The organism is Natronorubrum amylolyticum, from assembly GCF_052040145.1.
Taxonomy (GTDB): domain Archaea; phylum Halobacteriota; class Halobacteria; order Halobacteriales; family Natrialbaceae; genus Natronorubrum.
Window position 1 is genome coordinate 41,081 of record NZ_JBPPFW010000007.1, and the last position, 25,769, is coordinate 66,849.

Genomic DNA, 25,769 nt, shown 5'->3' on the forward strand with positions numbered 1-25,769 from the left:
ATTATTCCCTACCGACGCTATCGAGTAAGACTGTCGTAATGAGGCGATTACGGCGTGCCGTCCGTGATATTGGATCGGCAGCTATCGAGATATAACGTCTCGTTCCAGTTTCGATAGCAGTGTCTGACGGACTGATAACTGCTCGGATCAGTTCCGATTTGGCCGACGATCTCGTTCCGCTCGAGGTGCCGACAGCGAGCGGCCATCGTAGCACTACCGAACGTGGCCCGAATTCTCTCGGCATCGCCCAACAGGTCGACGGTGAGTCGCCACAGTGTCGCCAGCCCAATGAACGTCCCCTCGTAGCGTTCGACCGTCTCGGTACTCCGTGAGGACCGCGTTCGATGGTCGTCTCGGCCGCCGGAACGACGATATCCCGTCCCGAACGCATCACAATAATGGTAATAACGGTTAAGACGAACAGGTGGCCACCGTAGTACGTGGACATCCGACTCATCGTGACGGTGCCCGTTGTGGCGTACTTCACCGTGCTAGGACTGTTCGCCGTAGCTCAGTCGACGGTGGGGGCGACGTTTACGGAAGGGCAGCCCGCGTTTCTGCTCGTCGTCGGCCTGCTCGGCCCGCTCCTCGCGTTTGCTTTGATCTGGCTCAAGAACTACGTCTACGGTGCACCCGTGCTCGTCGCGACGCTGGTCCCCAACGCCTGGTTCGTCTGCTACTTCTTTCTCGTCCACGACAACCCGGCGAACGTGTTCGCGGTCTCCGGCGACGGTGCCGCGGCCTATCTGGCGTCGGTCGTCGGGGTCGTCGCCAACTCGATCATCCTCGCCGGCGTCGGCTGCTGGCTCTGGTACCGGGAGAGTCCGCAGTTCCGCGATGCCGTCGACCGGATCGTTCGCCCGCCGGCGTCCGAGAACTGACGAGGTGTCGGTGGACGCGAGACGCTGGACGCGCTGTTCTTGGATGGAAGTCACTGGATGCGCTATTCCTGGATGGAAGCACTGGATGCGGTGTCGTTGGGCGCGAATCGCCGAACGTGGATTCCGGATCGCCGTCTCAAAAGAGCGCGTCGAGTTCGCCGCCCGTGTCGACGAGCGACGCGAACCCGTCTTCGGCGCTGGCCCGGACCTCCTCGGTCGTCTCCTTGGCTTCGATTCCGACCTGCTGGAGCTGATCGATACGGGGGACGTCCGTCACACCTGAGAGGAGGACGATCGCACCAACCTCGTCGCCGCCGGTGATCGGGTAGTCGCCGCCGCGGATCTCCATGCTCCCCGTCTCGTCCTCGAGCCATTGGCGACCGCGTTCGACGCCCTTGCGGTTCAACTTCCGTGGCGGTCCGGTCGCGACGACCAGGCCGCGATCCGCGCTGCCGACGTCACACGAGAGGGTGAGCCGCCCGAGCGTCGCCTTGCGGACGAGACTGGTCAGTCGATTGGTCGCGCTGCCATCGTCGAAGCCGTCGTCGCTCCCGGTGAACGACGAGAGGAGGCCGCCGCCGTCCGTTTCGACCGTTTCGGTCGCGTAGCCGATCGTCGAGATACCGCCGCCGGAGAGCGTGTTGATAATCTCGGAGGAGTCGACCACGCTCTCGGCGACGTGGTCGCTGTGGCCGACCTCTCCGGCGGCGAACAGCAGACCGAATCGCTCGACGATCTCGCGGTTGATTCGGTCGTATCCGCCCTCGACGGACTCGCCGGCGCTGCGCCAGACCTCGTTGTCGAAGACGAGCAGGTTGTCGACTTCGCGAACGAACGTCCGGAACGAGCGGGCGGCGTTGAGCGTGTAGATGCCGCCCTCGTCCGTCGCCGGCAGGACGCCGAGCCCGTAGACGGGCTGCGTGTCGATTCGCTTGAGGTGTTTCGCGAGGACCGGAGCGCCTCCGGAGCCGGTGCCGCCGCCCATGCCGGCGACGACGAGGAACGCGTCGACCTCGTGGGTCGGAATCCGATCGATCGCGTGCTGAATCTCGTCGATATCCGTCTCCGCGACCTCGGCACCGAGTTCGTTGTCCGCACCGACGCCGTGGCCGTTGACGCGCGCCTGTCCGATGCAGACGCGGTGACTCTGGGGGACGTGCTCGAGACCTTGCAGGTCCGTCGTCGCGGTGTTGACCGCGAGTCCGCTCTCGATGAAACCGCCGTCGATCGCGTCGTCGTACGCCAGAAATTGGTCGACTACTTTCCCGCCTGCCTGACCGAATCCGATGAGTGCGAGTTTCATAGCTGTCTCTCGTGGCCGTTCCTCGAGACGCGACCGATCGATCCTGCCAGACCAGTCGGCCGCGATGTGGGAACGGAAACCACGTGCGGTTCGATACCACGACACCCGATTGTTATGGCTGGCATATACGGGAATGAAAGATAGTCAGGATCTCGTTACTGTCTTAGTACTGAACACTTCTGTCGTTGTTTGTTTGGCACTTTTTCCGGTTACCCGGTAATTGGCCGTCAACAATCACGATACGCCGTCCGCGGGACGGAATCTACCCAACCCGTCGGCAAACGCACGACCAGGTGACCGACTCGACTCAGGGCCGAAGCGTCCGGTTTCTGGTACTCGCTGACCGATCGTACCTCCCTCGTCGGGTCGAAGTCGGTTGATCCGCCCGATAGAGACAGCCGTTCGTCAAGATGTCGTTTCGAGAGTAAGTCCTATACGCTGTGGTGGCGTAGCCCGGGGCGTATGGAAGACGTCGCTCCGTCGACGACCCGACGGGGACTCCTTGCAGGCGGTGGTATCGCCGCCGTGAGTTCTCTCGCTGGCTGTTTCGATCGACTCTGGTCGCAGGCGGAAACCCCCGGTCCCGACCAGATTTCGATGTCGATCAAAGCCGTGCCGGCGGACGACGATCCGATCGCTGCGACGATCGCGAGCAGGCTCCGGGAGAACTACAGCGACGCAGGTATCGACGCGTCTCACGAACCCGTTGCCAAAGCCGAACTGTATCGGGACGTCCTGCTCGAGGGAGAGTACGACGTATTCGTTGCCAGACACCCCGGGTACGACGATCCAGATGACCTGTACGGACTGTTACACTCGCGATTCGTCGGGGAACAAGGGTGGCAAAACCCCTTTCGGTTCACCGAGTTGGCGGCTGACAACCACCTCGAAACCCAGCGGGAAGCGACCGAGGACGACCGGCCCGCAGAACTCGTCGAACTGCTCGACCACCTGCTGCAGTCGGTGCCGTTTACGGCCGTTGCACATCCGTACCGAATAACCGGGACCCGTGAGAGCTTCGAGGTCCCTTCCCCGCCGCGGGATGCGTTAGGATACGTCGAACTCTGCGCTCACGAGGCCAACGGACCGCGGGACGGACCGCTAGAGGTCGGCGTGTTCGGCGAAGGGCTCACCGAGCGGCTGAACCCGCTGGCCGTCGATCGGAACCGAATCGAGGGGCTCTTGGATCTGCTGTACGATCCGCTGGCACGGCGAATCGACGGATCGTACGTCCCCTGGTTGGCCGAGAGCGCCGAGTGGGACGAAGGGGGCGGACTTCGAGCCCGTATTACCCTCCGAGAGGGGCTCGAGTGGCACGACGGCGAACCGATCGACGCCGACGACGTGGCGTTTACGCTCGACCTCATCGAGGATACGTCCCTGGGTGAGGTCGAGGGCGGGATCCCTGCACCGCGGTTTCGTGGACAGCAAACCCTCGTCGAATCGACCGACGTCGTCGACTCGCGGACGATCGAACTCTACTTCGTCAACACGACACGGGCGGTCGCCGCGCGAGCCCTGACGATTCCGCTCTTTCCCGAGCATATCTGGGCCGAGCGGTCGGAACTGCTCACCGACCGGCAGACGGTGGCGGTCACCCACGACAACGAGAACCCGGTCGGCTCCGGACTGTTCGCATTTGTGGACGCTTCGACGGACGAAGAGGTCGTCCTCGAGCCGTTCGACGCCCACGTCCTCCGCGGGACGTCGGACAGGCCGTCGGTGCTCGAGGGGTTCTCACGATTCGAGGGGATTCGGTTTCAGGTCGCGCCGAACTCGGGTGCGATGCGGGACTTGCTCATCGACGGCGATATCGACGTGACGGCGAGTGAGATCCCGCCGGGGAGCGTCGAAGAGATCAGGGATGCATCCGATGTCTCGACAACGATGGAGACGACCGATGCGTTCTACATGGTTGGCTTCAACAGCCAGCACGCCGAACTCGGCAACCCGAACTTCCGACGCGTCTGTGCGAGATTGATCGACCGCCAACATATCGTCTCCGAGATCTTCGAGGGGTTTGCCACCCAAGCGAAGGGAACGCCGTCACTCGTCGGTATCCATGACGACGCGTGGGAGTACGACGACGACAAGTTCGCCGATCCCGAGCCCGATATCCTGTCATTTCCCGGCACCGACGGGTCGGTCGACACGTCACAGAGCCAGCCGCTGTTTCAGGACATCGGCTACAACTACGACGGCGGTCAACTGCTCAAGTGACTCGCTCAGCGATAGTGATCCCCACCACACCGTAGCGATCGGGCCGGCGATTCGCTGATCGCAGCGAGAGGCCACCGGTTGTGGATCGCACGAACGCACCAAACGATCGGAGGGGACGAGCAACAGTCACGATGGACCACCAGCAACAGTCACAGTTGATCGAACGGGTAACGATCACGATGGACCTGCACGATCGAACTGACAGCTCTCAACACTACTGGTGACACCCCGTGACACGTCGACCGGAACCGCCGTACTGAGGTCGATTTTTCCCCGTTCGAACGGTGTGTGGATAACTGTGAAAGAGTTAATGGCTCGGGGCCAATACTCTCTATAAGTATACTGAATGGCTCTCATCGACGTCTTGCTCGAGCTCACACTCGTCGTGGTAGCGATGCTCGTCACTGCGACGCTCGTCATCGTCGGACCGCGAAATGCGGTCGCCGCGCTGCGGGAGTTTCGATGGCGACTCGAGACCTGTCTCTTGCCGTTCGCCGCGCTCGCCGTCGTGCTCCTCCTGCGGTGGTCGACACAGGACGTCGTGCAGCGACTCGAGCGGAACGTGCTTCGAAACAACATCACGGCCTACCTGTTCGAGTTCGATCGGGCGGTGTTCGGCACGGATCCGGTCGTCGTCCTCCAGTCGTTCCAGACCGACGTTCTGACGTCGTTTTTCGTCTTCATCTACATCTACGGCTACGCGTTCTTGCTGTTGTTCCCGTTCGTCGCCTACTTCGCACTCAAGGAGATGGAGGAGCTGTCGATGCTGGTGCTCTCGTTCACCGCGAACTACGCGATCGGGCTGCTCTTCTACACGCTCTTTATCGCGTTCGGGCCGCGAAACGTCGACCCACTGCTGTTTGAGGGGCTGCTGTACGAAGCGTTTCCACAGTCCCGGACGCTCACCAACGAGATCAACCAGAACACGAACGTCTTCCCGTCGCTACACACGTCGCTCGCGATGACCGTCTTCTTTCTGGCGTGGGTGACTCGGGAGAAGTATCCGGTGTGGCTGCCCATCTCCGGCTTCCTCGCCATCAGCGTCTCGCTCTCGACGATGTATCTGGGCATTCACTGGTTCGCCGACGTCGTCGCCGGGACCCTGCTCGCACTCATCAGCGTCTACATCGGCGTCAATTACACGATCGACGGGATCGTCGCATCGGTCCGCCGATTCTTCGGGACGCGACTCGAGTCGCCCAACACCGACAAGGAGTAGCCGGCCGTCAGCGATTCTACCGCCACGTTGCCCCCGATCGACGCGAGCGACGGCAGTCCCGGCTCGCCGCAATCCGGATACTTTCGGTGCTCGGTGTCCCGAGTACGGTATGGCCGTCTACTGGCACCGTCGCGATCTTCGCGGGGTCGACAACCGCGGACTCGCCCGCGCCGTCACCGTCGACGACGGACCGATCGTTCCCGTCTTCGTCTTCGATCCAACTGTCCTCGAACACGCCTCGTCGATCAGAGTCGCGTCTCTGCTCGAGGCGCTCGAGGGGCTCCGAGCGTGGTACCGTGAGCGAGACGCCGATCTGCTCGTCGTTCGGGGTGAATCGAGCGACGCGATTCCGCGGCTCGCGGCCGAACGAGAGGCCGAGGCGGTCGTCTGGAGCGAGGGATACAGCGGACTCGCAGCCGACCGCGATCGAGCGGTCACGGCGGCGCTCGAGGACGATGCCGTTAGCTGTGAGACCGTCCACGACGCGATCCATCACGAGCCGGGATCGATCACGCCGAACGAGGGCGACCACTACTCGGTCTTTTCGTACTTCTGGAAGAAGTGGCGCGACCGGGAGAAACGCGATCCGGTAGCCCCACCGACCGCGGACGATCTGGCGACCGTCTCGGGCGAGCCGCTCCCGTCGTCTTCTGAACTCGGATTTGACGACCCCGAATCCGAGTCGAGTGCGACCGCAGCGGGAGAGCCACTGCCCGAACTCCCCACGGTGACCCGCGACGCAGCACGCGATCGACTCGAGTCGTTCTGTGGGAACGATATTTATCGGTACGAGGACGAACGAGATCTCCCCGCGGCAAACGCCACCTCGCGGCTCTCCGTTCATCTGAAGTGGGGGACGATCGGGATTCGGGAGGTGTACGCGGCGACTGAACGGGCTCGAGAACGCGCGGAGACGGACGAGCAGCGATCGAGCGTCACGGCGTTTCAGCGTCAACTCGCCTGGCGGGAGTTCTACGCGCATGTCCTCGCGTTCAATCCCGAAACCGTCACCGAGGATTTCAGCGGCTACGAGAACGAGATCCCGTGGCGCAACGATCTCGAGGAACTCGCGGCCTGGAAAGCCGGCGAAACGGGGTACCCCATCGTCGACGCGGGGATGCGGCAGCTACAGGCGGAGGGGTGGATGCACAACCGCGTCCGGATGCTCGTCGCCGCCTTCCTGACGAAGGATCTGCTGATAGACTGGCGAGAGGGGTACGACTGGTTCCGTCGAACGCTGGTCGATCACGACACGGCGAACGACGTGGGCGGCTGGCAGTGGGCGGCGTCGACCGGCACCGACGCGCAGCCGTACTTCCGGGTGTTCAACCCCACCAAACAAGGACGCGAATACGATCCGGAGGCCGAGTACATCCGCGAGTACGTTCCCGAACTCGCCGACGCGAGCGCCGACGAGATTCACGGCTGGCAGGGGCTCGAGCCGGCCGATCGCGAACGCGTTGCGCCGGCGTACCCGGCACCGATCGTCGACCACGCCGATCGTCGGGAGGAGGCCATCGAGGCGTTCGAACGAGCGCGCGAGACGAGCGCTGAGTAATCCCAACGGGTGACGCATCGAAGACAGACACTGCCCGTATTCCGTCGGTACGGTGGCTATCGGACGCCTTTTTCACGTGGCTACGTTCGACACTAGCCTTATCCGCTCGAGCGAGGATGCTACGGATATGTCCTCCGCATCCGATCCGCCGTCGCCGCCGGAGCGCACGTCGGTGCCGACCCAGGCCGTCATCGAGGCGATCGCCGCCCGCGAAGGAGTCGACGTGACCGACGTCGAGCCGCCGGCGTACGAGCCGCTGTACACTGTCGTCGACCCCGCTGCGCTGGACAGGCTGTTTCGGACGCCGTCGGCGATCTGTCCCGACGCGCGCGTAAGTTTCGAGTACGAGGGGTACGACGTCGTCGTTCACAGCGACGGGCGCGTCGACGTTTCCGAGCGATCGGCCACCGGCGAGACGGAGTTCTCGATCGGCCGGTCGCTCGAGGAGTAACGCTCCCGTCTCGGTCACTCGGCCCAGTAGGCCTCCCCGGGCTGTTCTCGGAACACCGCCCGCTCGAGGAGATCGACGGCTTTCTCGAGGCCCTCGCGTGAACTCGTCAGCGAGTCCTCGTGCTCGATACTGAGCGCGCCGTCGTAGCCGACCATCCGGAGCGTCGAGACGATGTCTTTCCAGTGTGATTCGCCGTGGCCGTACCCAACTGACCGAAAGAGCCACGACCGATTCGGCTCGTCGTCGTACGCCGTGGTGTCGAGGACGCCTTTCTCGCGGGCCTGTTCCTCGTAGACTTTGGTATCCTTCGCGTGGAAGTGATGAATCGCGTCGCGCTCGCCGAGATACCGGATCGCGTCGGTGATCGTGATCCCCTGCCAGTAGAGGTGGGAGGGATCGACGTTCGCGCCGATCCGATCGCCGGTTTCCTCCCGCAGCCGGGCCATCCCGTGGGGTTCGTAGACCAGCATGTTCGGGTGCATTTCGATGGCGATATCGACGCCGTGCTCGTCGGCGTAGGCGGTCATCTCCGTCCAGTAGTCGATGGCCTGCTCCCACTGATACTCGTGGGCGTCGGCGTGTTCGGGCGGCCAGGGGGCCGTGATCCAGTTCGGAACCTCGTCGTTCGGTCCACCGGCGGGCAGTCCAGAGAAACAGGTGACGACGCCGACGTCGAGCTGGGCGGCCAACTCGATCGCCTCGCGGAGCTCGGTGTCGGCCTCCGCGGCCCGCTCGTCGTCCGGGTGTAACGGGTTGTTGTGGGTCGCGAGGGCGCTGATTCGCATGTCGTACTCCTCGAGCAGGTTCCTCACCTCCTGTTGGGCACTGTCGTCGTCGAGGTGCTCCGCTCGCGGCAGATGGTCCTGACCGGGGTGACCGCCGACGCCGGGTTCGATCGCGTCGACGCCGATCTCGGCGAGATACGAGAGTGCGCCCTCGAGCGATTCGTCGGCCAACGGTGGAGTGTGAACGCCGATATCCATACGGACCGACGGTCAACGGGCGGTGAAATAAAACGAGGGCCGGCGAACGAACGACGGCCGGCAACCGTGCGTGGTCGATGATCCGTCGACGCGACCGGTTCGGCTTCTGTGCCGGTGTCCGTCGAGCCGCAGTCGGAGCCGAGCTACAGCCGTGGCGGGCCGGACGGTCGCGGCCGTCGACTCGTCGACGACCGCGGCATCGCCCGCACGAGCGACGCTGCCGGTTCGTAGGAGACGCGCTCGGTCGAGGACTTCCTCGCGACCAGCTTCCAGAAGCCGGGCGAGTAGAACGTAATCTCACACCGGCCTCGAGCGTCGGTTCGTTCGCGTTTCGATCCCGCTTCGATAATCGCCCCTTCGATCGGCCGGTTCCCGCTATCGCGGACGCGAACGGTGATCGGTCGTCCGACCGGCACCTCGTGACGGCTGATCTCGAGGACGAGCGGCCGTTCGACTCTCATGCGGCTCGGTACCACGGGAACGACGAAAAGTGTGTACTTGCAAGTGAGTGCCGTTCGACTCGGTCGAATACGTCCGAGAAGAGGGTGCGTTACTCGCCGACGGTAATCGTGTGTCCCTCGTCGCTCGAGCGATAGATCGCGTCGATAATCTGCTGGACGGCGAGCGCTTGTTCGACGCTCCGGTCGTCCGGTTCGTCGCGCTCGATGCGGTCGAAAAAGACCTCCTGTTCTCGCGAGTGGGTGTCGATCTCGCGCGTCTCGATCGAGGTGTCTTCGAGGTGATCGGGCCCGACGTTGCTCGCGGAGTGAAACGTGAGATCGCCCTCGAGGAGATCGAACCGCGCGGCCGACTTCGTGCCGCGGACGACGAACTCGTGGGTCGGCAGGCGATTTGTCGCCCACGCGACCTCGAGCGAGATCGTTCGATCCTCCTTACACCGCATGAACGCGCTGGCCGAGTCGTCGACGTCGAATCCGGCCGGGCCGGCGTCCTCGCCCCACATTTCGAGGTAGGCGTACTCCTCGTCCGAGCCGAACTCCCCGCGGGCGACGCCGTTGACCTCGTTTACGTCGGGGTAGTCGAGCAAGAAGAGGGCGAGATCGATCGCGTGGACGCCCAGATCGATGAGTGCGCCGCCGCCGGCGATCTGTCGTCGAGTGAACCAGGAGCCTCGGCCCGGAATTCCGCGGCGCCGGACGTAGTTCGCCTCGATGTGGCTTATCTCGCCCAAATCGCCCTGCTCGATCCGGTTGCGAACGATCTGCACCGTGTTGGCGAACCGGTTGTTGAAGCCGACCATACAGTGGCCGCCGGAGTCGTTCGCGGCGTCGGCGATCCGCGTCGCGCTCTCAAAGGAGTGAGCGAGCGGTTTCTCGAGGAGGACGTGGAGGTCGCGGTCGAAGGCGTCGACGGCGTACTCCTCGTGGTACTTATTCGGCGTCGTGATGATCACGGCGTCGATGGTGTCGTACAGTTCGTGATGGTCCTCGTAGACGTCGACGTCGTACCGGCGAGCGAATCGCGACCGCGCCTCGGCGGCGACGTCCATGCCCCCCACGAGCGAGACGCCGTGGTCGACGAGTCGCTCCGCGTGGTACTGGCCGATGTTTCCCAGCCCGACGATACCGGTTCTGATGTCGTTTCGATTCGGTTTCATTTGAGTGCAGTCACCACAGTCGTCGTCTGTTCTCGTACTGATACAGGTAATACCGCTATATCGAATTGGGGGCTGGTTCCCCTTTGTTCCGTCGCCAAACGACGCTCAGTGCGAGTCGGTCGGTTCGAAGAGATTGTACGCTCGAGCGTGTGTACCGACGGTAATTAGCTGTCCGCCTCCGTCGCGGTCGTTCCCGACTCCCGTTCGGACTGATCGGTGATGTCGTGTGTGAGCGCGTCGCCGGTCTCCGTGTCGAAGAGGTGGATCTTCGATCGATCGAGGACGACGTCGACGTCCTGTTCCGCCTCGATATCGGTGTCCGGCGTGACGCTCATCAGCAACTGGCCCGACGACGACGCCGGATCCTCGTCCATCGTTCGTTCCGCGTCCTCTGCGAGCAGCAGATAGACGAACACCTCGTCGCCCATCGGCTCGAGGACGTCACTTCGGGCGTCGATCTGCGCCGTCGGCTGGCTCAACGAGTCGGCGTACGCCGACAGGTGGACGTCCTCCGGTCGCACGCCGAGGGTGACCGCGTCGCCGACCGACGCGTTCGGAACGGTCGCGGGGTCCAGTTCGATGTGGAAGTTCGGCGTCTGGATTCCGTTTTCGTCGAGTTCGCCCTCCGCGAAGTTCATCGAGGGCGAGCCGATGAAGCCAGCGACGAACAGGTTCGTCGGCTCGTTGTAACAGACCAGCGGCGGGGCGATCTGCTGGAGTTTGCCGTCGTTGAGGACGGCGATCCGGTTCGACATCGTCATCGCTTCGGCCTGGTCGTGCGTGACGTAGATGATCGTCGCGTTGAGCTCTCGGTGGAGCCGCTGGAGCTCCGTCCGCATGTGCACTCTGAGCTTCGCGTCGAGGTTCGCCAGCGGCTCGTCCATCAGGAACACGTCCGGATTTCGGACGATCGCGCGGGCGATCCCGACGCGCTGTTGCTGGCCGCCGGACATCTCCGCGGGCATCCGGTCTAACATGCCCTCGAGCTGGACGATGTCTGCGGCCTGCTCGACGCGACGCCGGACCTCCTCGTCGTCGTACTTTCGGAGCCGGAGCCCGAAGGAGATGTTCTCGTAGACGTCCATATGCGGGAACAGGGCGATGTTCTGGAAGACCATCGCGACCCCGCGATCCTTCGGGGCGAGTTTCGTGACGTTGTCGCCACCGATGTACACTTCACCCTCGGTCGGCTGGGTGAGCCCTGCCACTGTCTCCATCGTGGTCGACTTGCCACAGCCCGAGGGACCGACGAAGGTGACGAACTCGCCGTCTTCGACCTCGAGACTGATCCCGTCGACTGCCGTTTCCTCTCCGTACCGTTTCGTGATGTTTTCGAGTCGTACTTGTGCCATTGTCTTACTCCTTGAGTGCTCCCGCGGTGAGTCCGCTGACGATCTTTTCCTGGGCGACGACCACGAGAATCGCGACGGGGATGACCCCGATGATACTCGCGGCCGCCATCAGATTGTACATCACCTCGTACTGGCCCTGATAGGCGAGAATGCCCTCGAGGATCGGCGCCCAGTTCTGGGGCTGGCCGTCGGTCATCAGGAACGAGAAGAAGAACTCGTTGTAGACCGCGATGAACGTCAACACGCCCGCGGTCGCGACGCCGGGTGCCGACAGCGGGATGATGACCCGGAACAGCGCCCCGAGACGGGTCGTTCCCTCGACGCGGGCCGCGTCCTCTAACCCGTCCGGAATCTGGGCGTAGAACGTTGTCAGGATGAAGATCGCCAGCGGCATGAAGATGGCCGACAGCGGCAACACCATCGCCCCCGGCGTGTTGTAGAGGGTGCCGTCGCCGGTGATCGGCTCGAGTATAAAGAAGCTCGTGTTGAACAGGTCGTTCAGCGGGATGAAGAACGCGGCTGGCGGGAAAAAGGAAATGACCAGCACGAGCAGTAGCAGAGGTGTCTTGCCCGGGAACTCGAGTCGCCCGAAGGCGTAGCCAGCGAGGCTCCCGACGAGCAAGACGAGGATCGTCGAGGCCGTTGCGATGACGAAGCTGTTGAAGACGTACCAGTGGAACGGGATTACCTGGAACACCTCGATGAAGGCGCCGGGATTGAACCCGTTCGGCGTGAAGATGATGTCCTGTAACTGGCCTTCAGGTGTCAGCGCGACCATGAGTAGCCAGTAGAACGGGAACAGCGTCGTAAAGAGGAAGAAGATCGCCGCGACGTAGAACATCCCCCTGTAGACGCGCTCGGGGTTCTCGATCGAGTTCGCGGCCCACTGCTGGAAGGGGCCGCGATCGAGTTCCGCGTCCTGGCTGCCCTCGAAGATGGCCCCCCGGTCGCTTTCGGTCGTCTCGCGACCGCCGTCGGCGCGGAGTCCCGACGAGGTTCGGAACCGCTCGGCCCGCGAATCGGTTGCTGTCGTTCGGTCCTCCCGTCCGTCAGTGTCGTCCGAATGTGAGTTCTCTCGAGTGTCCGTCATTAGTACAGTCCCCCCTCGGTGTCGCGGAAGAACACCACGTACAGCGAGATGATCAGGCCGATGACCAGCGCGGTCGCGAACGCGACGGCGGCCGCGGTCGCGTAGATGCGGGTCCCGCCGAACATCGCCTCGACGACGAGACAGGTCAGCGACGGCACGGTGGTACAGCCAGCTGTCGATTCGATCAGCCCGTAGACCCGCATCGCGTCCATCGTCCGGAACAACATCGCGACCAGCAGGGCCGGCATCACGAGCGGGAGCGTGATCATTTTGAACCGCTGCCACGGCGACGCCCCGGCGACCCGGGCGACGTCGTACAGGCTTCGGTCGACGCTCTGGAGACCGGCCAGGATCAACAGCGCCATGAACGCCGAGGATTTCCAGATGTCGGCGACCAGGATGATGATGAACGCGTCCTGACTGTCGGCGAGCGGGTTCGCCCCGAAGATCCCGAGCCACTGCATGAGGTCGCTGCCGAAGCCGACCTCGGGCTGGAACATCAGGAAGAAGATCATCCCCTGGATGACGATGGGCACGGCCCAGGGTAGGATGATCGCGACCCGAACCCAGCGCCGACCGCGGAACTCCTGATCTAAGACGTAAGCCTGCCCGAAGCCGATCACCGTCTCGAAGATGACGCTGATGACCGCAAAGGCGATCGTGACGAACAGCGCCTGCTGGAGGAACGGCGTCCCCATCTCGAGAAACGGGAACGACCCCGACACCGTCACGTCGAGGAACTGCCTCGCGAGTCGCGCGTTCCCGGTGAGGATGTCGACGTAGTTGTCGATGCCGACGAAGCCGCCGAGCGGCTCTGCCCCTCGCGTCTGATCCTCGCGCAGCGACGTGATGAACGTCGAGATGAGCGGGTAGAACGCGATCAGCGTCAGGAGGGCGAACGCTGGGATCAACAGCAGGTAGGCGTAGGCCGCCTCGCTCAGGCTTTCCATCCAGTTGATGACGGCGTTTCCGGTTCGATCCCGGTCGGTCGGTCTCTCACCGCCGGTGATGGCGTCGGTATCAGTCGCCATTTTGGGCTGCCACCTCCCGTTCGCTTCCCTCGAGACGGTCCGCGAGATCGCCCATCGCCTCGTCGGGCGCTTTTGCGCCGCGGAACGCCGCGTTCACTTCCTGATAGATCAGCGCCGACTGCTCGGGCCAGACGTCAGTAACCGGACGCGGGATCGCGGTCTCGCTGGCCCGTTCGATCTGGTCCGTGTACCGCGCCATCGGTCCGATCTCGTCCTCGTCGGCCGCCGTCACCAGTTCGGTAATCGGTGGCAGGAAGCCGGCGAGTTCCAGGATCGTCAGCATCACCTCCTCGTCGGTGAAGGCTTCGAGGACCTGCACTGCCTCTTCGCGGCGATCCGTGTACGGACTCAGAACGAGGTTCCAGCCGCCGAGCGCAGAGGTCGTCCCGCCGACACCGTCGAACTCGGCGTCGTCTGCCGAGACCGCGTACGGCATCGTCGTAACGCCGAGGTCCTCGCCGAACGCCTCCTCCGAGCCGGTCTCGGCCATCGCGAACGTCCAGTTCCGGTGGGCAACCGCGTTGCCGCCCTGGAAGGGACCCAGCGACTCCTGTTCCGACCACTGGACGATCGCGGACGGGCAGATTTCGTCGTACTCCTCGAGGGCGTTCGGATCGTCCTCGTCGATGAACGTCCGCATCATCCGAATCGCGTCCACGACGTGGTCGTCGTCGACGGTGATCGGCCGGTCGCCGGCGACGAACAGGTTGTCGGCCCCGCCGAAGTACGCGCCGCCCCAGGACGTCATCACCTCGTTGAACGAACAACAGGACAGTCCCTCGTAGGCGTCCGCCTGCGTCGTAAAGCCGTAGTCGACGTCGCCTTCGGCCATCGCGTCGCTGACGGCCGTCGAGAACTCTTCCCACGAGGGTGGTTCGTCGGCCCAGTCGCCGGTATCGTGGCCGGCGTCCTCGATGAGATCCTGTCGATACAGCATGAATCCGAGGTCCGGGAACATCGGGAGCGCGTGTAGTTCGTCCGTCTCCGGATGTCTGGCGGTCTCGACGATGGCCTGGAGGTACTCGTTTTCGATCCGCTCCAGCACGTCGTCCGAGAGCTGTTCGTCCAGATTGGTCGTCTGTTCCCGAAGGATGAACGGAATCGTCCAGCCGCTGTCCATCATGTGGATGTCGGGTGGGGCACGACCCGCCTGCAGCGCGGACTGGGCCCCTTGCATCCGCTGGTCGGAGTCGCTGACGACCGTCTGGATCTCGACGTGAATGTCCTCGTCCAACCCGGCGTCCCAGAGCGCCTGCTGGACCGAGGGTTCGTCTCCGTCACTGTACATGATTCCCTCCACGTCCGTGGCGGCGGTCATCACCACGGTCCCCGGTTCGCGAGCCCCACCGAGGCAGCCGGCGATGGCGACCGCCCCGGCCGCACTCGTCGCTGACGCGGCCTTCAGAAACGACCGACGTCTCAGGCGGGAACGATCTGATCGACCGGCGGTATCGCGTCCCATGACCAGTGATCCGTCCACGTTATCGGACTTATATATTGGCAATAAATGGTGTAATAAAGCGTGAGTGTCGGGATCTCGTTTCGGTTACGACGCCCTTGTTACTGACACTGAAAATCCACGATTCTCGGATCGACGGGCCGTCGGCGTCGACGGGTTCCCAATCGGCCATTGGTGTGCGGCGGCCGGCGAGGACCGTCGAACAGTCGAACTCCGCCTCGCGTGACGTCGCCCACCGACGAGTGGAGAGCCATCGAACGACGGCGACCGACGGGCGGAGAGTCACTGCACGGTGACCGACGGCTGAAGGTCTGCAACACGTCGGCTCCCGTCGCCGTGCGACCGCAAACTGGCGTCGAGCGACTCGACGACCGCCGAACGCCGGTGAAAGGCGTCACTCTCGATACCGTTCGGTCGTCTGACCGGCCGTGGCGACCGCGTTGGCCGTCGCTACTCGGCTCGGTCACCCTCACCCGTATCCTCGAGAACTCAGTATTCGAAGATTGGCTACCGCCAGCACCTCCTGGAACGCTGCTATCTCGCCGTTACTAGCACCTGACTGATAGCTTCTCGGACCGCGGCCCTCGCGGTCGGCGTTGGCACGATCGACCGCGGCCGGTCACTCGTCGTCGATCGCCGGCGGTTCGTTGCGGCCGATGTGGATCTCGTGGGCTTCGACGTCCTCTAAGGCGGCGACGCGGCCACCGACGGTAACCTCCTCGCCCGACTCGGTCTCGAGCGTGAGTGCGGCGACCTCCTCGCTGACCTCGAAGGAGACGTCGAGAATCCGTCCGCGGACGACGCGCGGGCCGCCGACTTCGACGTCCCGCCCCTCGATCGTCGCGTAGAACTCGCCGCCCTCGTCGATGACGTCCTTGACGCAGCGTCGGATCGAGGCGTACTTTCGGGGGTAGTGTCGCGCGGTCCCGTCCTCGCCGAGAGTCCGTTCGGCCGTCGTCCAGAGGACGGTGCCGAAAAAGCCCGAGACCAGGAAGCCGAGCGCCGAACGGTTGAAGATGACGCCGTAGCGGTCCTGGTCATCACGCAGCGCGTCCTGGGTCGCGTACATCGAGTAGTTGCCGTCCGCGACGGCGACGACCGGGGTGGTGATACCGCGTCGTGCTCGAGCCGTCGTCGCGACCTCGAGGTAGTCGAACTCGTCGGGATCGGGCGCCTCTCGCCCCGGCGTGACGATCAGATCGACGCTGACGCCCTCCTCGACGGCCCCCTTCAGGTCGTCCTCGAACCGCGTCAGCAGGTCCGGCGTCAGCGAGAGGGAGAGTTCGTAGTCGGCGTCGGCGATGACCTCCTCGAGATAACGGAGGATCGTCGACCGCGATTTCACGAGCGAGACGGCCTCCGTGTCGCGGGCGGGGGCCGTGTAGCGGGCCTCGAGTTCGTCGATCATCTCCGCTAAGGAGTTCTGGACGTTCTCGAAGGCTTCGTCGGGATCGATCGCGACGACCTTCATCGGGCGCGACTCGCGCAGTTCGACCAGCCCGCGGTCGCTCAAACTACGGACGGTGTCGTAGACGCGGGGCTGTGGAATGTCGGTTCGGTCGGCGATCTCGCTGGCCGTGAGCTGTCCCTGCTCCAAGACAGTCAGGTAGGCGTCGATCTCGTACTCGCCGAGATTGAACCGGTCGCCGACCTGCTCGACGGTCGAGCGAAGTTCGTCTGGTGCCATAGTTGTCCGTATGCTGCCGACGACTAAATGATTTATTATACTCTGAGTAGCACCTATTTTCGAAATCGGGTTGTTTTATCTGCGGCGAGCTACCGTCTCCCACGGCGTGTGTGAAGGTCAGAACCCTTAACCACTCCGCGGATGAGTGTGTTGCCATGCGCGGGGGACTGCAAATGAACGAGAGCACGGCGACTGAGGAGGTCCAGCGCATCCTCCCGTACGAACCTCCCGATCTCGTCGTTCAGCTCGTCCTCGCGACGTTCGTATTGGTCGTCGGCTGGTACCTCTCGAAACTCGTCGTCCGCGTCGCCGGGCGGACCATCGCACGTCGGATCGAGCGCCCCAGCGTCACTCGGACCGTCCTACGCGGTGTCAGAATATCCGTCCTGCTCGTCGCAGCGATCATCGCTGCCGGCATTCTCGGCGTCGGCGACACGCAGATTCTCCTCTCCGTGACCGTCATCTCGGCGGTGATCGCGGTCGTCCTCGCGCCGCTCGTGGGGAGTCTGGTCAACGGGTTCTTCGTCCTCGCCGACCGACCCTACGAGATCGGCGACATGATCGAGGTCACCGACGAGGGCCACAAGGGGTTCGTCGAGGACATCACGATTCGCTACACCAAGATCTTCACCCTCCAGAACACGTTCATCGTCATCCCGAACTCCGAAATCCACGAACGCGACGTGATCAACTACTCCGCGGAGGACGAACGAACGCGGATCTCCGTCGCGTTCGAGATCACGTACGACAGCGATCTCGAGGCCGCACGACGCCAGGCCGAACGAGCCGCTCGCTCCGTCGACACCGTCATCTCCGGCGGGCCGGATATCCGGATCGGCAGCGCGCGGTACGGGGCGGCGCCGCTCTGTACGATCGAGGAGTACGGCGACGACGGCGTCGCACTCGAACTGCGGTTCTGGGTCCAACACCCTTACAAACAGAGCGTCGCCCAGTCGGACGTACAGGCGGCGCTCTACAAGCGATTCGCCGACATGGACGTCGAGTTCGCGTACCCACACCGACACCACGTCTTCGACGAACACAGCGGTGTCGGCCGTCTAGCCGTCGACGGCCCCGACACCGACTGGCTGGAGTCGGCCGCCGACTCGGCGGAGTCGCCCGAGGAAGCGGCCGAGCCCGACGGCGGAGACGAGACCGGCCAGTAACGGTCGTGTGGTGCTCGCTGTTTCCTCAGGTTCGATCGCGTTCCCTCGTCGCTCGACGGCGGTTCCGTACCCGTCCTCCCACTACTCGAGATCGTGGGGACCCTTTATCTGAACTCCTCGCGAAGTCCAACGACAGGAACAGATGTACGACGATATCCTCATTCCGACGGACGGGAGCGAGACGATCGACGAGACGCTGGCTCACGGATTACCCATCGCGGCGGACAACGACGCGACGGTTCACGGCCTGTACGTCGTCGACAGCCGGATCACCGCCGCGGCCACCGACGAGACCGGTCCCGACCTCGAGCGATCGCTCGAGGAAGAGGGCCAAGACGCCGTCGCCACCGTCACGGAGCAGGCGTCGGATCGCGGTCTCGAGACCGAAGCCGACGTCAGAAAGGGGACGCCGTCGAAGACGATTCTCGAGTACGCCGACGAGCGCGGGATCGATCTGATCGTGATCGGAACCCGTGGAAAGAGCGCCCGGGAGAAAGTCACCTCGCTCGGCAGCGTCTCGGAGCGGGTGGTCGACAACGCCTCGATTCCGGTGTTCGTGGTGCGGGACGCCGGGAGAACTGCGTAGTTCAGGCCGTCGCGCTCTCGACCGTGATAACCTCGCAGTCGAGATGGGTCCGGAGGTACTGATCGATGTTCGGATTGTCGGTGAACCGACGGAAGATCCGGCGTAATCGGCTCGCCTGCTGGCTGCCGATGACGACGGCGTCGGCGCCCTCCGCCGCGACCTCGTCGAGAATGCTCTCCTCGACGAGGAAGCCGGTCCGAACGACGTATCGAACGTTCTCGAGTCGGCCGAACACGTTCTCCACGGCGGTTTTCAGGTCGATTCGCGTCACTTTCTTCCCGTTCTGGTAGAGATCGACGTGCAGGACCGTCAACGGCGCGTCACGCTCGCGCGCGACCTCGATCGCGCGCTCGAGCGTTCGACGAGAGTGCTTCGACAACGGATACCGAACGGGAACCACGACCAGCGACATTAGTCGAACGAACGATTCCCTGCCGGGTAAACCTTTCAGTTAGGATAGTCACTCTTGTGAACACATACCACATTTCGGTTTCGCCCGGTCGTTCGCACTGCTTTCGCGGCCGCTGCGGCGGAGCAGTCGGTTTACGGACGTTGCGACGGGAGAGACCGTCCACGGCGGGACAGACAATCATTTATTACGTGCGCGGGTACACGCGTGTATGCAAACACTGTCCACCGACGACGGCGCGACCGTCTACGTTTCGGAGACGGACGGCGACCGGGGCTCGAAGGGTCCGTTTCTCGTAGCGTACGAGTCTCGAGACGCCGAGAGTCGGTACGGCTGGTTCTGTGCGAACTGCGAGAGCTTCGATAACGCGATGGACTCGATGGGGCGCATCAAGTGCAACCAGTGTGGGAACTTCCGCAAGCCGACCGAGTGGGACGCCGCCCACGAATAGCGCCGACCGATACCGACCACGACGCCCGCACCGAGATTCGCCAGTTCACCCTGCGTTTCGGGCATTTTGTTGCGTTCTCACCCGCACCGGCAAACCAGTGTGTATCGCCAGTAACAGCCTGTTTCCGTCCACTAATCTGCTGATCCACTGATCGATCGTTTCGTCTCGGCGCAGGATACGTCCAGTTAGTTGGGAAGAACGGGCAACTTCTTGTGACGCACCAACATTTATCATGGATGCCGTTGTAGGTAGCTATGAATGGGTCCTGTTAACATGCGACTCGTCGAGCAGGCCAGGTCGATCTTCGCAGAGCTTGGGTACACCGTCGAAGGCAACGGCCCGACGTTCCGCGCCGAACGCGAGTGGAAGGCCGTGCAGGTAAACACCGTCCTCGAGACAGGAGAGCTTCCGTCCCAATCGGGACAGTTCCACTGTTTCGTCGCCCAGCCGGAGGACGCCGACGAAATCGAGAACAAGCTCAACAGCGCGGATCCGGACTACGAGTGGGCCATCATCGTCGTCGACGGGGACGACTATCAGGTCGAACGAGCCCCGCCAGGACCACGAGTGTCGGTGTAACGAGCGAAAAACCGTTTCCGTTCTTTTATAGTGCGTCTCGAGTCGCCGACACGCCGGCACCGGGATCGACGTCCGCACCCATCGATTCGAGCACGTCACCCAGCGCCGTCACCACGTAGATGACGTTCTCCGGGCGCGCGGAGTAGCCCATACAACCGATCCGGAAGATCTCGCCGTCCAGATCGCCTAGTCCGCTCGCGACCTCGAGATCGTAGCGCTCGAGCAGTTCAGCACAGACCTCGCCGTCGTCGATCCCGTCCGGGACGCGGACGGCGTTGAGACTCGGGAGCCAGTACTCGTCGGGGGCGTTCATCTCGAGGCCCATCCCCTCCATCCCGGCTTTCAGCGCGCCCGCGAGCCGTTCGTGGCGGTCCCAGCGGGCTTCGATGCCCTCCTCGGCGACCAGTCGCAGCGCCTCGCGAATCGCGTAGACGTTCGTGATCGGCGCGGTGTGGTGATACGAGCGGTCGTCGCCCCAGTAGCCCTCGAGCAGGGAGAGGTCCAGATACCACGAGCGGGGCTCTTCCTCCCGCGAGAGGACTTTCTCCATCGCGGTGTCCGAGAGCGTCAACGGGCTCGCACCCGGCGGACAGGAGAGACACTTCTGGGGACCCGCGTAGGCGACGTCGATGTCCCACTCGTCGACGCGCAACTCGACCCCGCCGATCGAGGTCACGGTGTCGGCGATGACGAGCGCGTCGTGATCGTGGGCCGCTGCCGTGAGTTCGGGGACGTCGGGCTGGAGTACGCCCGTGCTCGTCTCGGCGTGGACGAAGCCGAAGACGTCGGGGTCGTGTTCGGCGAGTGCGTCGGAGACGTCGGCCGGCTCGAGCGGTTCGCCCCACGGGGCGTCGACCTCGACGACCTCGCCGCCGGCTCGGCGCGCCATCGAGGCCATTCGGCCGCCGAAGTAGCCGTTCGTCGGGACGAGCATGGTGTCGCCCGGCTCGACCACGTTGCCGATCGCGGCCTCCATGGCCGCGGAACCCGTACCAGACACCGGGATCGTCCACTTGTTGTCGGTCCGGAACGTATAGCGCAGCAACTCCTGGACCTCGTTCATGATCTCGACGAACGACGGGTCGAGGTGGCCCACGAGCGGCGTGGACATCGCCCGCAGCACTCGAGGGTTGACGTCGCTCGGTCCGGGCCCCATTAGCGTCCGATCCGGCGGCGTCAGTTCACCGATCTCCGACACGTCGATCGAACCGTCTGCATCTGCCATGGGAGAGTGTGGGACCGGAACCCCCAAAAGCGTTCACGCATCTCTTCGGGCGCCGACAGCTTCCACAATGCGGTCGGATCGCCCGTTCTCTCGATCCGCAGATTGCTGCCGACCGATCGTTCCGCCGTCGCTCGTATCAAAAACAGTGCTGATTGCTATCACTAGCCATACATTGAAGGGAGTACGGAGCGTACCTCTACGGGCAATGGTCTTCAAAAAGATCACTCTGATCGGAACGAGTACGGAGAGTTTCGACGCCGCGGCCGACGACGCGATCGACCGCGCCGAGGCGACCCTCGAGAACGTCCACTGGATCGAAGTCGACGAACTGGGGGTAGAGGTCGCGAGCGCCGACGACCGGGAGTATCAGGCGGAAGTCACCGTTGCGTTCCAGCTCGAAGACTGAGTCCCTTTTCGGGTCACTGCTCGAGTCGAGAACTCGGTTCTGATTCGATTCGAGCAGGCGCTCGACTTACTCGAGACGATTCCACTCGCCTCCGAGACGTTCACCGTATTTCGGGCGGGACGCAACACTGTGCCAGATTGCCTGCAAAAGAATCGACGGACGGCGAACGGTGACGAGAACCGACGTTACGTTCGGAACGATTCGCCACAGCCACACTCGCTGACGACGTTCGGGTTCTCCACGTGGAACCCTTCCGCCTGCAGTCCGCTCTCGAAGTCGAGGATGCTGCCTTCGATGTACTTCAGGCTTGCCGGATCGACGAAGACGCGAAGGTCGTGATGGTTGTAGATCGTATCGTCACCGTCCGGTGAATCGTCGAAGCGCATGCCGTAGGAGAGACCCGCACAGCCACCCTGCTGGACGAAGAGCCGAAGCCCCGCTTCGGTCGCGTCGAGCCCTTCGCTATCGAGCAAGTCGAGCGCCTGTTCGGCCGCCTCTTCGGTTACTTCGATCTGCGGGCGCGTCTCTGCGTCGCCACCATCCATGCTGTCCGTGCTCATGCGTATCCCTTCCGTCGCAACGGTGTTAACTGTGACGCCATTGGCCACCCCAGTGATCCACCGAACATACCCCCACGGCCACGACCCATCGAACGGCATTCGTTACGCTGTTACTCACCGTACGCGTTCGCATGCCGCTGTACCGACTGATAGTACGTCCCGAACTGTCGCTTGTCGTTTCGTGACAGTTCGATATCGTACTCCGCGAGCAGTTTGAGCATCCGCTTTGGCTCGCACTCGTACCACATCGAGAGCAGTCGCACGTTCTTTTGTGCGTAATCGTAGTTTCGCTCGAGGATGCGCCTATCGGTGGGGTCGACCACTGGCTCACTCTCGGGCTCACGCCGTGGCATTACTACGGTTCCTTCTACGCCGAGTACCGTAAAACTAGGTTGTAGATTCCGTGAGTATCCGCTCTCACGATGGGTCTGCGCTACGTATCGTCCAGTTTCTCGAGTCGCCGACGGACGCTTTCGGCGTGGGCCTCGAGTCCCTCGGCGTCCGCGAGCGTCGTGACCGTCTCGCCGATGTCGGCCAGTCCCTCGCCGGAGAGTCGCTGAACCGTCGTCGATCGCAGGAAGGTTTCGACCGAGAGTCCACCGGTGACGCGTGCGCCGCCGTTGGTCGGGAGCACGTGGTTCGTCCCGCTGGCGTAATCGCCCGCCGCGACCGGCGTGTTCGGTCCCAGGAAGACGCTGCCCGCGCTGTCGATCCGCTCGAGGAGCGACTCGTCGTCCTCGGCGACGATCGCGAGGTGCTCGGGCGCGTACTCCTCGGTGAAGAGGATCGCTTCGCTCATCGATCGCGCCAGAAGCACGCCGCTCGCGTCGTTCTCGAGTGCATCACGAATCACATCTTCGCGCTCGCGCGCGTCGGCCTGTTCGTCGACGGCCGTGGCGATCGCCTCGGCAGTGCCCTCGTCCGCCGTGACGGCGACGACCGACGCGTTCGGATCGTGTTCGGCCTGCGCGACCAGTTCCGTCGCGACGAGTTCCGGCTCTGCGGTCTCGTCGGCGACGACGACGACCTCGCTCGGTCCCGCGAGGAAGTCGATCTCGACGTCTCCTCGCACGGCGGCCTTCGCCGCCGTGACCCACTTGTTTCCGGGACCGACGATCTTCTGTACGCGCGTGATCGTCTCGGTTCCGTAGGCGAGTCCGGCGATCGCCTGTGCGCCGCCGACGCTGTAGACCGCGTCGGCACCCGCAGCGTGGATCGCTCCCAGCGTCGCTGGGTTCATCTCGTCGGCCGGCGGCGTCACGACCGAGACGTGATCGACGCCCGCGACGACCGCCGGGACGATGCCCATGATCGCACTCGAGGGGTAGGCCGCTGACCCACCGGGGACGTAGACGCCGACGCGATCGATGGGACGGAACCGACGGCCGAGTTCCCGGCCGGGACCGAACTCGTCGCGCCAGTCTTCGGGGCACTGGGCCTCGTGGAACTCCCTGACGTTCGTCGCGGCCGTTTCGATCGCTTCGCGGAGATCGTCCTCGAGGTCGTCGTACGCGCGCTCGCACGTGTCCGTGATGTCGATGTTTCCGAGTTCGACGCCGTCGAACTCGCTCGTGAACTCGCGGACGGCGACGTCTCCCTCCTCGCGAACGCGGTCGACGATCTCGGCTACGTCTCCGCTGACCGCCTCGATGCCGGCGTCCCGATCGAAAAAGGCAGCGCGGTCGGCCGGTCCGAGGTCGGGGAGTGGCCGCACGGGTACTGTCATACCCTCGCGTTCGTTCGGTATGCGAAAAACGGTTTCCTTCCGTGTCTCGAGATGGCTATCGGTCTCCGGCGTTACGCCTCACTGTTCTCGACTTCCCAGATACCCACGAAATCGAGCGTCGCCCTGATGAATAGATAGACGACGATACAGAAGCCGGCGACCGCAAAGGGTGCTTGCAACATCTCTGCGACGTCTCGACCGAGGGCGAGCTGGCTGAACCCGCGAACGAAGAAGCTCAACACCACGAGCCCGATCCCGATGACTGAGAGTTTGACGAACCCTTCTCGATCCATACCTGCGTATTCGACGCTCGCCGCTAAATCGTGTCGGTCGCGCCTCGTTCAAAACGGCCCGTTCGGATTCAACCGAACGTAATATCCATATTACGACGACGGCGACGAGGGGTAACCGACTGCTACCGCGTCGAACCGTTTTCGTTTTCCTGCGGTGTGTGTTACCGCTGTCCGAACCGTTCGCCGAGCTGGACTCCGCGTCTGGTGTACGCAACCGGTCTCCGTCTCGGGCTATCACGCAGCAGGATCGACGACAAGCGCTGCATAACTATCCACCGCCCACCGCACGTCCGGAGTATGTGGCCATGGGAACACGCGATCGTGGGCTATCTCGTCTACTCGCTGTTTTGTCACGTGATCTATCGGGATTCGCCCGGTGGACTCGAGGCGTTTACTGTCGTGTTCGCGTCCGTCCTTCCGGACATCATCGATAAGCCCCTGGCGTGGGAGTACGGCGTCTTCGACGCCGGCTACGCACTCGGCCACTCGATTTTCTTCGCCGTTCCGCTGTCGATCCTCGTCGGTCTCGTCGCTCGCTCGGCGGGACGACCACGGACTGGCATCGCGTTCGGTCTCGGCTACCTGTTGCACTTGCCGTCTGACGTGCTCGACGCCTACGTTCGAGAGGGCGTCTATCAGCCAGCAATCATGCTCTGGCCGGTTGAAACGGTCGGCCCTGGGGTACACGAACAGGGGTTCATCGATCAATTCTTCCTACTGTTCAACCGATACTCGAGCGAACTCCTCGCGGGAGAGCTCTCGACCTATCTCTGGATACAGGTCGGAATGGCTGGCTTTGCGTTTCTCCTCTGGCTCTACGACGGTGCACCCGTCCTTCGAGAGCTGTTGCTCGGCTGCAAGCGACTGCTCTTCGGTCTCGCCGGCATCGGCAGGTCGTCGGATCGGGTCTCGGAACGACGATAGTCGGTGGAGCCAAATCACCGGGCTCGAGTGAATCGCGAGACGGAGTAACGTGGGACAAACAGCACTCGAGACGACGGCCTTATGTACGAACCCGGACTTCGAATGTAATGCGAACGACGCGGCGCATCTCGCCGCGTTCCCTCCGGCCGTTTCCCGGCACGGAGGTAGGTACACTATCCGTCTCTCGTCGGAGCCCGTCGGTCGAACCGATACGCTTCCGTACGGGTACTCGGATCGAGCGTGACTGACGCCGACGAACCGGCGTAACAGTACGATGTCCTTATATACTCAGGACACCTATCGTATGATACGCAAAAACCCCCGCCGGGTGCGGTTTCCGGCGGCGGTTTCGATCCGATGCCCTTAAGTGTACGAGGGAATTCGGATAGTATGTGTTCGACGGGGCGTTGGATTCGTCTCGTCGTCTCGGATCACTCGCAGTCCGAAGGGGTTATGTACCCCAGATGGCCTACGAATAGATCCGAAGGAAATGAGGATCCTTCCCCTGCGGTCCGCCGTACAGAAGGGATCTGATGTTAGCCTTGGTAGTTCGGTGACGCTCGACCGGTCGCGGTCTGAGGTCGCCGAACGT

Annotated in this window: 26 protein-coding genes; 11 read left to right on the forward strand and 15 right to left on the reverse strand. The window is 63.3% G+C overall.

Translation table 11 applies throughout. The features are described 5' to 3' along the window. Positions 1-440: 440 nt before the first annotated feature. On the forward strand, positions 441-881 hold the full coding sequence (locus ACSFDB_RS20570) for a hypothetical protein (RefSeq protein WP_440772760.1): 441 nt from the start codon (positions 441-443) through the stop codon (positions 879-881). A gap of 136 nt (positions 882-1,017) precedes the next feature. Here ACSFDB_RS20570 and ACSFDB_RS20575 read toward each other — a convergent pair whose 3' ends face one another. Continuing rightward, positions 1,018-2,184 (reverse strand): tubulin/FtsZ family protein, encoded by a 1,167-nt coding sequence (locus ACSFDB_RS20575; protein ID WP_440772761.1) that lies wholly within the window; start codon positions 2,182-2,184, stop codon positions 1,018-1,020. A 462-nt stretch (positions 2,185-2,646) separates the two neighbouring features. Here ACSFDB_RS20575 and ACSFDB_RS20580 point away from each other — a divergent pair, with 462 nt between their 5' ends. From ACSFDB_RS20580 to ACSFDB_RS20595, 4 genes are all read left to right on the forward strand, one after another. Continuing rightward, a complete protein-coding gene (locus ACSFDB_RS20580) occupies positions 2,647-4,404 on the forward strand; it encodes an ABC transporter substrate-binding protein (RefSeq protein WP_440772762.1) in 1,758 nt (585 codons plus the stop codon). Positions 4,405-4,750: 346 nt separating this feature from the next. Beyond that, positions 4,751-5,623: a phosphatase PAP2 family protein gene (locus ACSFDB_RS20585; protein WP_440772763.1), complete on the forward strand. Its 873-nt coding sequence runs from the start codon at positions 4,751-4,753 to the stop codon at positions 5,621-5,623. A gap of 109 nt (positions 5,624-5,732) precedes the next feature. Then, entirely contained in the window at positions 5,733-7,181 is a 1,449-nt protein-coding gene (locus ACSFDB_RS20590; protein WP_440772764.1) for a cryptochrome/photolyase family protein, read from the forward strand. Between the two features lie 127 nt (positions 7,182-7,308). Further along, positions 7,309-7,632 carry a HalOD1 output domain-containing protein gene (locus tag ACSFDB_RS20595; protein ID WP_440772765.1) on the forward strand — a complete coding sequence of 108 codons (324 nt, stop codon included), beginning with the start codon at positions 7,309-7,311 and terminating at the stop codon, positions 7,630-7,632. Positions 7,633-7,646: 14 nt separating this feature from the next. Here the strand turns inward: ACSFDB_RS20595 and ACSFDB_RS20600 are convergent, their stop codons facing one another. From ACSFDB_RS20600 to trmB, 8 genes are all read right to left on the reverse strand, one after another. Continuing rightward, positions 7,647-8,615: a sugar phosphate isomerase/epimerase family protein gene (locus ACSFDB_RS20600; RefSeq protein WP_440772766.1), complete on the reverse strand. Its 969-nt coding sequence runs from the start codon at positions 8,613-8,615 to the stop codon at positions 7,647-7,649. Between the two features lie 143 nt (positions 8,616-8,758). Then, complete coding sequence (locus tag ACSFDB_RS20605; RefSeq protein ID WP_440772767.1) at positions 8,759-9,076, reverse strand: carboxypeptidase-like regulatory domain-containing protein; 318 nt, start codon at positions 9,074-9,076, stop codon at positions 8,759-8,761. An 89-nt stretch (positions 9,077-9,165) separates the two neighbouring features. Further along, complete coding sequence (locus ACSFDB_RS20610; protein WP_440772768.1) at positions 9,166-10,233, reverse strand: Gfo/Idh/MocA family protein; 1,068 nt, start codon at positions 10,231-10,233, stop codon at positions 9,166-9,168. A gap of 164 nt (positions 10,234-10,397) precedes the next feature. Beyond that, entirely contained in the window at positions 10,398-11,585 is a 1,188-nt protein-coding gene (locus ACSFDB_RS20615; RefSeq protein WP_440772769.1) for an ABC transporter ATP-binding protein, read from the reverse strand. Positions 11,586-11,589: 4 nt separating this feature from the next. Further along, complete coding sequence (locus tag ACSFDB_RS20620; RefSeq protein WP_440772770.1) at positions 11,590-12,675, reverse strand: carbohydrate ABC transporter permease; 1,086 nt, start codon at positions 12,673-12,675, stop codon at positions 11,590-11,592. Next, a complete protein-coding gene (locus ACSFDB_RS20625) occupies positions 12,675-13,706 on the reverse strand; it encodes a carbohydrate ABC transporter permease (RefSeq protein ID WP_440772771.1) in 1,032 nt (343 codons plus the stop codon). The genes ACSFDB_RS20620 and ACSFDB_RS20625 overlap by 1 nt, the downstream gene beginning before the upstream one ends. Continuing rightward, positions 13,696-15,168, reverse strand: a complete 1,473-nt coding sequence (locus ACSFDB_RS20630; RefSeq protein WP_440772772.1) for an extracellular solute-binding protein — start codon at positions 15,166-15,168, stop codon at positions 13,696-13,698. The genes ACSFDB_RS20625 and ACSFDB_RS20630 overlap by 11 nt, the downstream gene beginning before the upstream one ends. 616 nt (positions 15,169-15,784) lie before the next feature. Continuing rightward, entirely contained in the window at positions 15,785-16,852 is a 1,068-nt protein-coding gene (gene trmB, locus ACSFDB_RS20635) for an HTH-type sugar sensing transcriptional regulator TrmB (protein ID WP_090306227.1), read from the reverse strand. A 155-nt stretch (positions 16,853-17,007) separates the two neighbouring features. Here trmB and ACSFDB_RS20640 point away from each other — a divergent pair, with 155 nt between their 5' ends. Both ACSFDB_RS20640 and ACSFDB_RS20645 read left to right on the forward strand, forming a co-directional pair. Then, positions 17,008-18,018 (forward strand): mechanosensitive ion channel family protein, encoded by a 1,011-nt coding sequence (locus ACSFDB_RS20640; RefSeq protein ID WP_440772773.1) that lies wholly within the window; start codon positions 17,008-17,010, stop codon positions 18,016-18,018. Between the two features lie 142 nt (positions 18,019-18,160). Further along, complete coding sequence (locus ACSFDB_RS20645; RefSeq protein ID WP_440772774.1) at positions 18,161-18,604, forward strand: universal stress protein; 444 nt, start codon at positions 18,161-18,163, stop codon at positions 18,602-18,604. A 1-nt stretch (position 18,605) separates the two neighbouring features. Here the strand turns inward: ACSFDB_RS20645 and ACSFDB_RS20650 are convergent, their stop codons facing one another. Continuing rightward, on the reverse strand, positions 18,606-19,016 hold the full coding sequence (locus ACSFDB_RS20650) for a universal stress protein (protein ID WP_090306219.1): 411 nt from the start codon (positions 19,014-19,016) through the stop codon (positions 18,606-18,608). Positions 19,017-19,224: 208 nt separating this feature from the next. On the opposite strand from ACSFDB_RS20650, the gene ACSFDB_RS20655 reads away from it, so the two are divergent. Together ACSFDB_RS20655 and ACSFDB_RS20660 are read left to right on the forward strand one after the other, a co-directional pair. Further along, positions 19,225-19,464, forward strand: a complete 240-nt coding sequence (locus ACSFDB_RS20655) for a DUF5816 domain-containing protein (protein WP_440772775.1) — start codon at positions 19,225-19,227, stop codon at positions 19,462-19,464. A 273-nt stretch (positions 19,465-19,737) separates the two neighbouring features. After that, positions 19,738-20,043 carry a DUF7116 family protein gene (locus ACSFDB_RS20660; RefSeq protein WP_440772782.1) on the forward strand — a complete coding sequence of 102 codons (306 nt, stop codon included), beginning with the start codon at positions 19,738-19,740 and terminating at the stop codon, positions 20,041-20,043. 25 nt (positions 20,044-20,068) lie between these two features. Here the strand turns inward: ACSFDB_RS20660 and ACSFDB_RS20665 are convergent, their stop codons facing one another. Then, positions 20,069-21,268 (reverse strand): pyridoxal-phosphate-dependent aminotransferase family protein, encoded by a 1,200-nt coding sequence (locus ACSFDB_RS20665; RefSeq protein WP_440772776.1) that lies wholly within the window; start codon positions 21,266-21,268, stop codon positions 20,069-20,071. A 205-nt stretch (positions 21,269-21,473) separates the two neighbouring features. Between ACSFDB_RS20665 and ACSFDB_RS20670 the strand changes: the two genes are divergently transcribed. Then, positions 21,474-21,674 carry a dodecin gene (locus ACSFDB_RS20670; RefSeq protein WP_440772777.1) on the forward strand — a complete coding sequence of 67 codons (201 nt, stop codon included), beginning with the start codon at positions 21,474-21,476 and terminating at the stop codon, positions 21,672-21,674. 185 nt (positions 21,675-21,859) lie between these two features. On the opposite strand, the gene ACSFDB_RS20675 is transcribed toward ACSFDB_RS20670, so the two are convergent. From ACSFDB_RS20675 to ACSFDB_RS20690, 4 genes are all read right to left on the reverse strand, one after another. Continuing rightward, positions 21,860-22,234, reverse strand: coding sequence for a HesB/IscA family protein (locus tag ACSFDB_RS20675; protein WP_090306204.1), 375 nt, complete (start codon positions 22,232-22,234; stop codon positions 21,860-21,862). A gap of 110 nt (positions 22,235-22,344) precedes the next feature. After that, the gene (locus ACSFDB_RS20680; RefSeq protein WP_175529281.1) at positions 22,345-22,587 is read right to left on the reverse strand and encodes a hypothetical protein; all 243 of its coding nucleotides are present in this window, start codon (positions 22,585-22,587) and stop codon (positions 22,345-22,347) included. Between the two features lie 80 nt (positions 22,588-22,667). Next, positions 22,668-23,960 (reverse strand): histidinol dehydrogenase, encoded by a 1,293-nt coding sequence (gene hisD, locus ACSFDB_RS20685; RefSeq protein WP_440772778.1) that lies wholly within the window; start codon positions 23,958-23,960, stop codon positions 22,668-22,670. Positions 23,961-24,031: 71 nt separating this feature from the next. Beyond that, positions 24,032-24,253, reverse strand: coding sequence for a hypothetical protein (locus tag ACSFDB_RS20690; RefSeq protein WP_440772779.1), 222 nt, complete (start codon positions 24,251-24,253; stop codon positions 24,032-24,034). 297 nt (positions 24,254-24,550) lie between these two features. Between ACSFDB_RS20690 and ACSFDB_RS20695 the strand changes: the two genes are divergently transcribed. Beyond that, positions 24,551-25,177: a metal-dependent hydrolase gene (locus ACSFDB_RS20695; RefSeq protein WP_440772780.1), complete on the forward strand. Its 627-nt coding sequence runs from the start codon at positions 24,551-24,553 to the stop codon at positions 25,175-25,177. Positions 25,178-25,769: the final 592 nt, after the last annotated feature.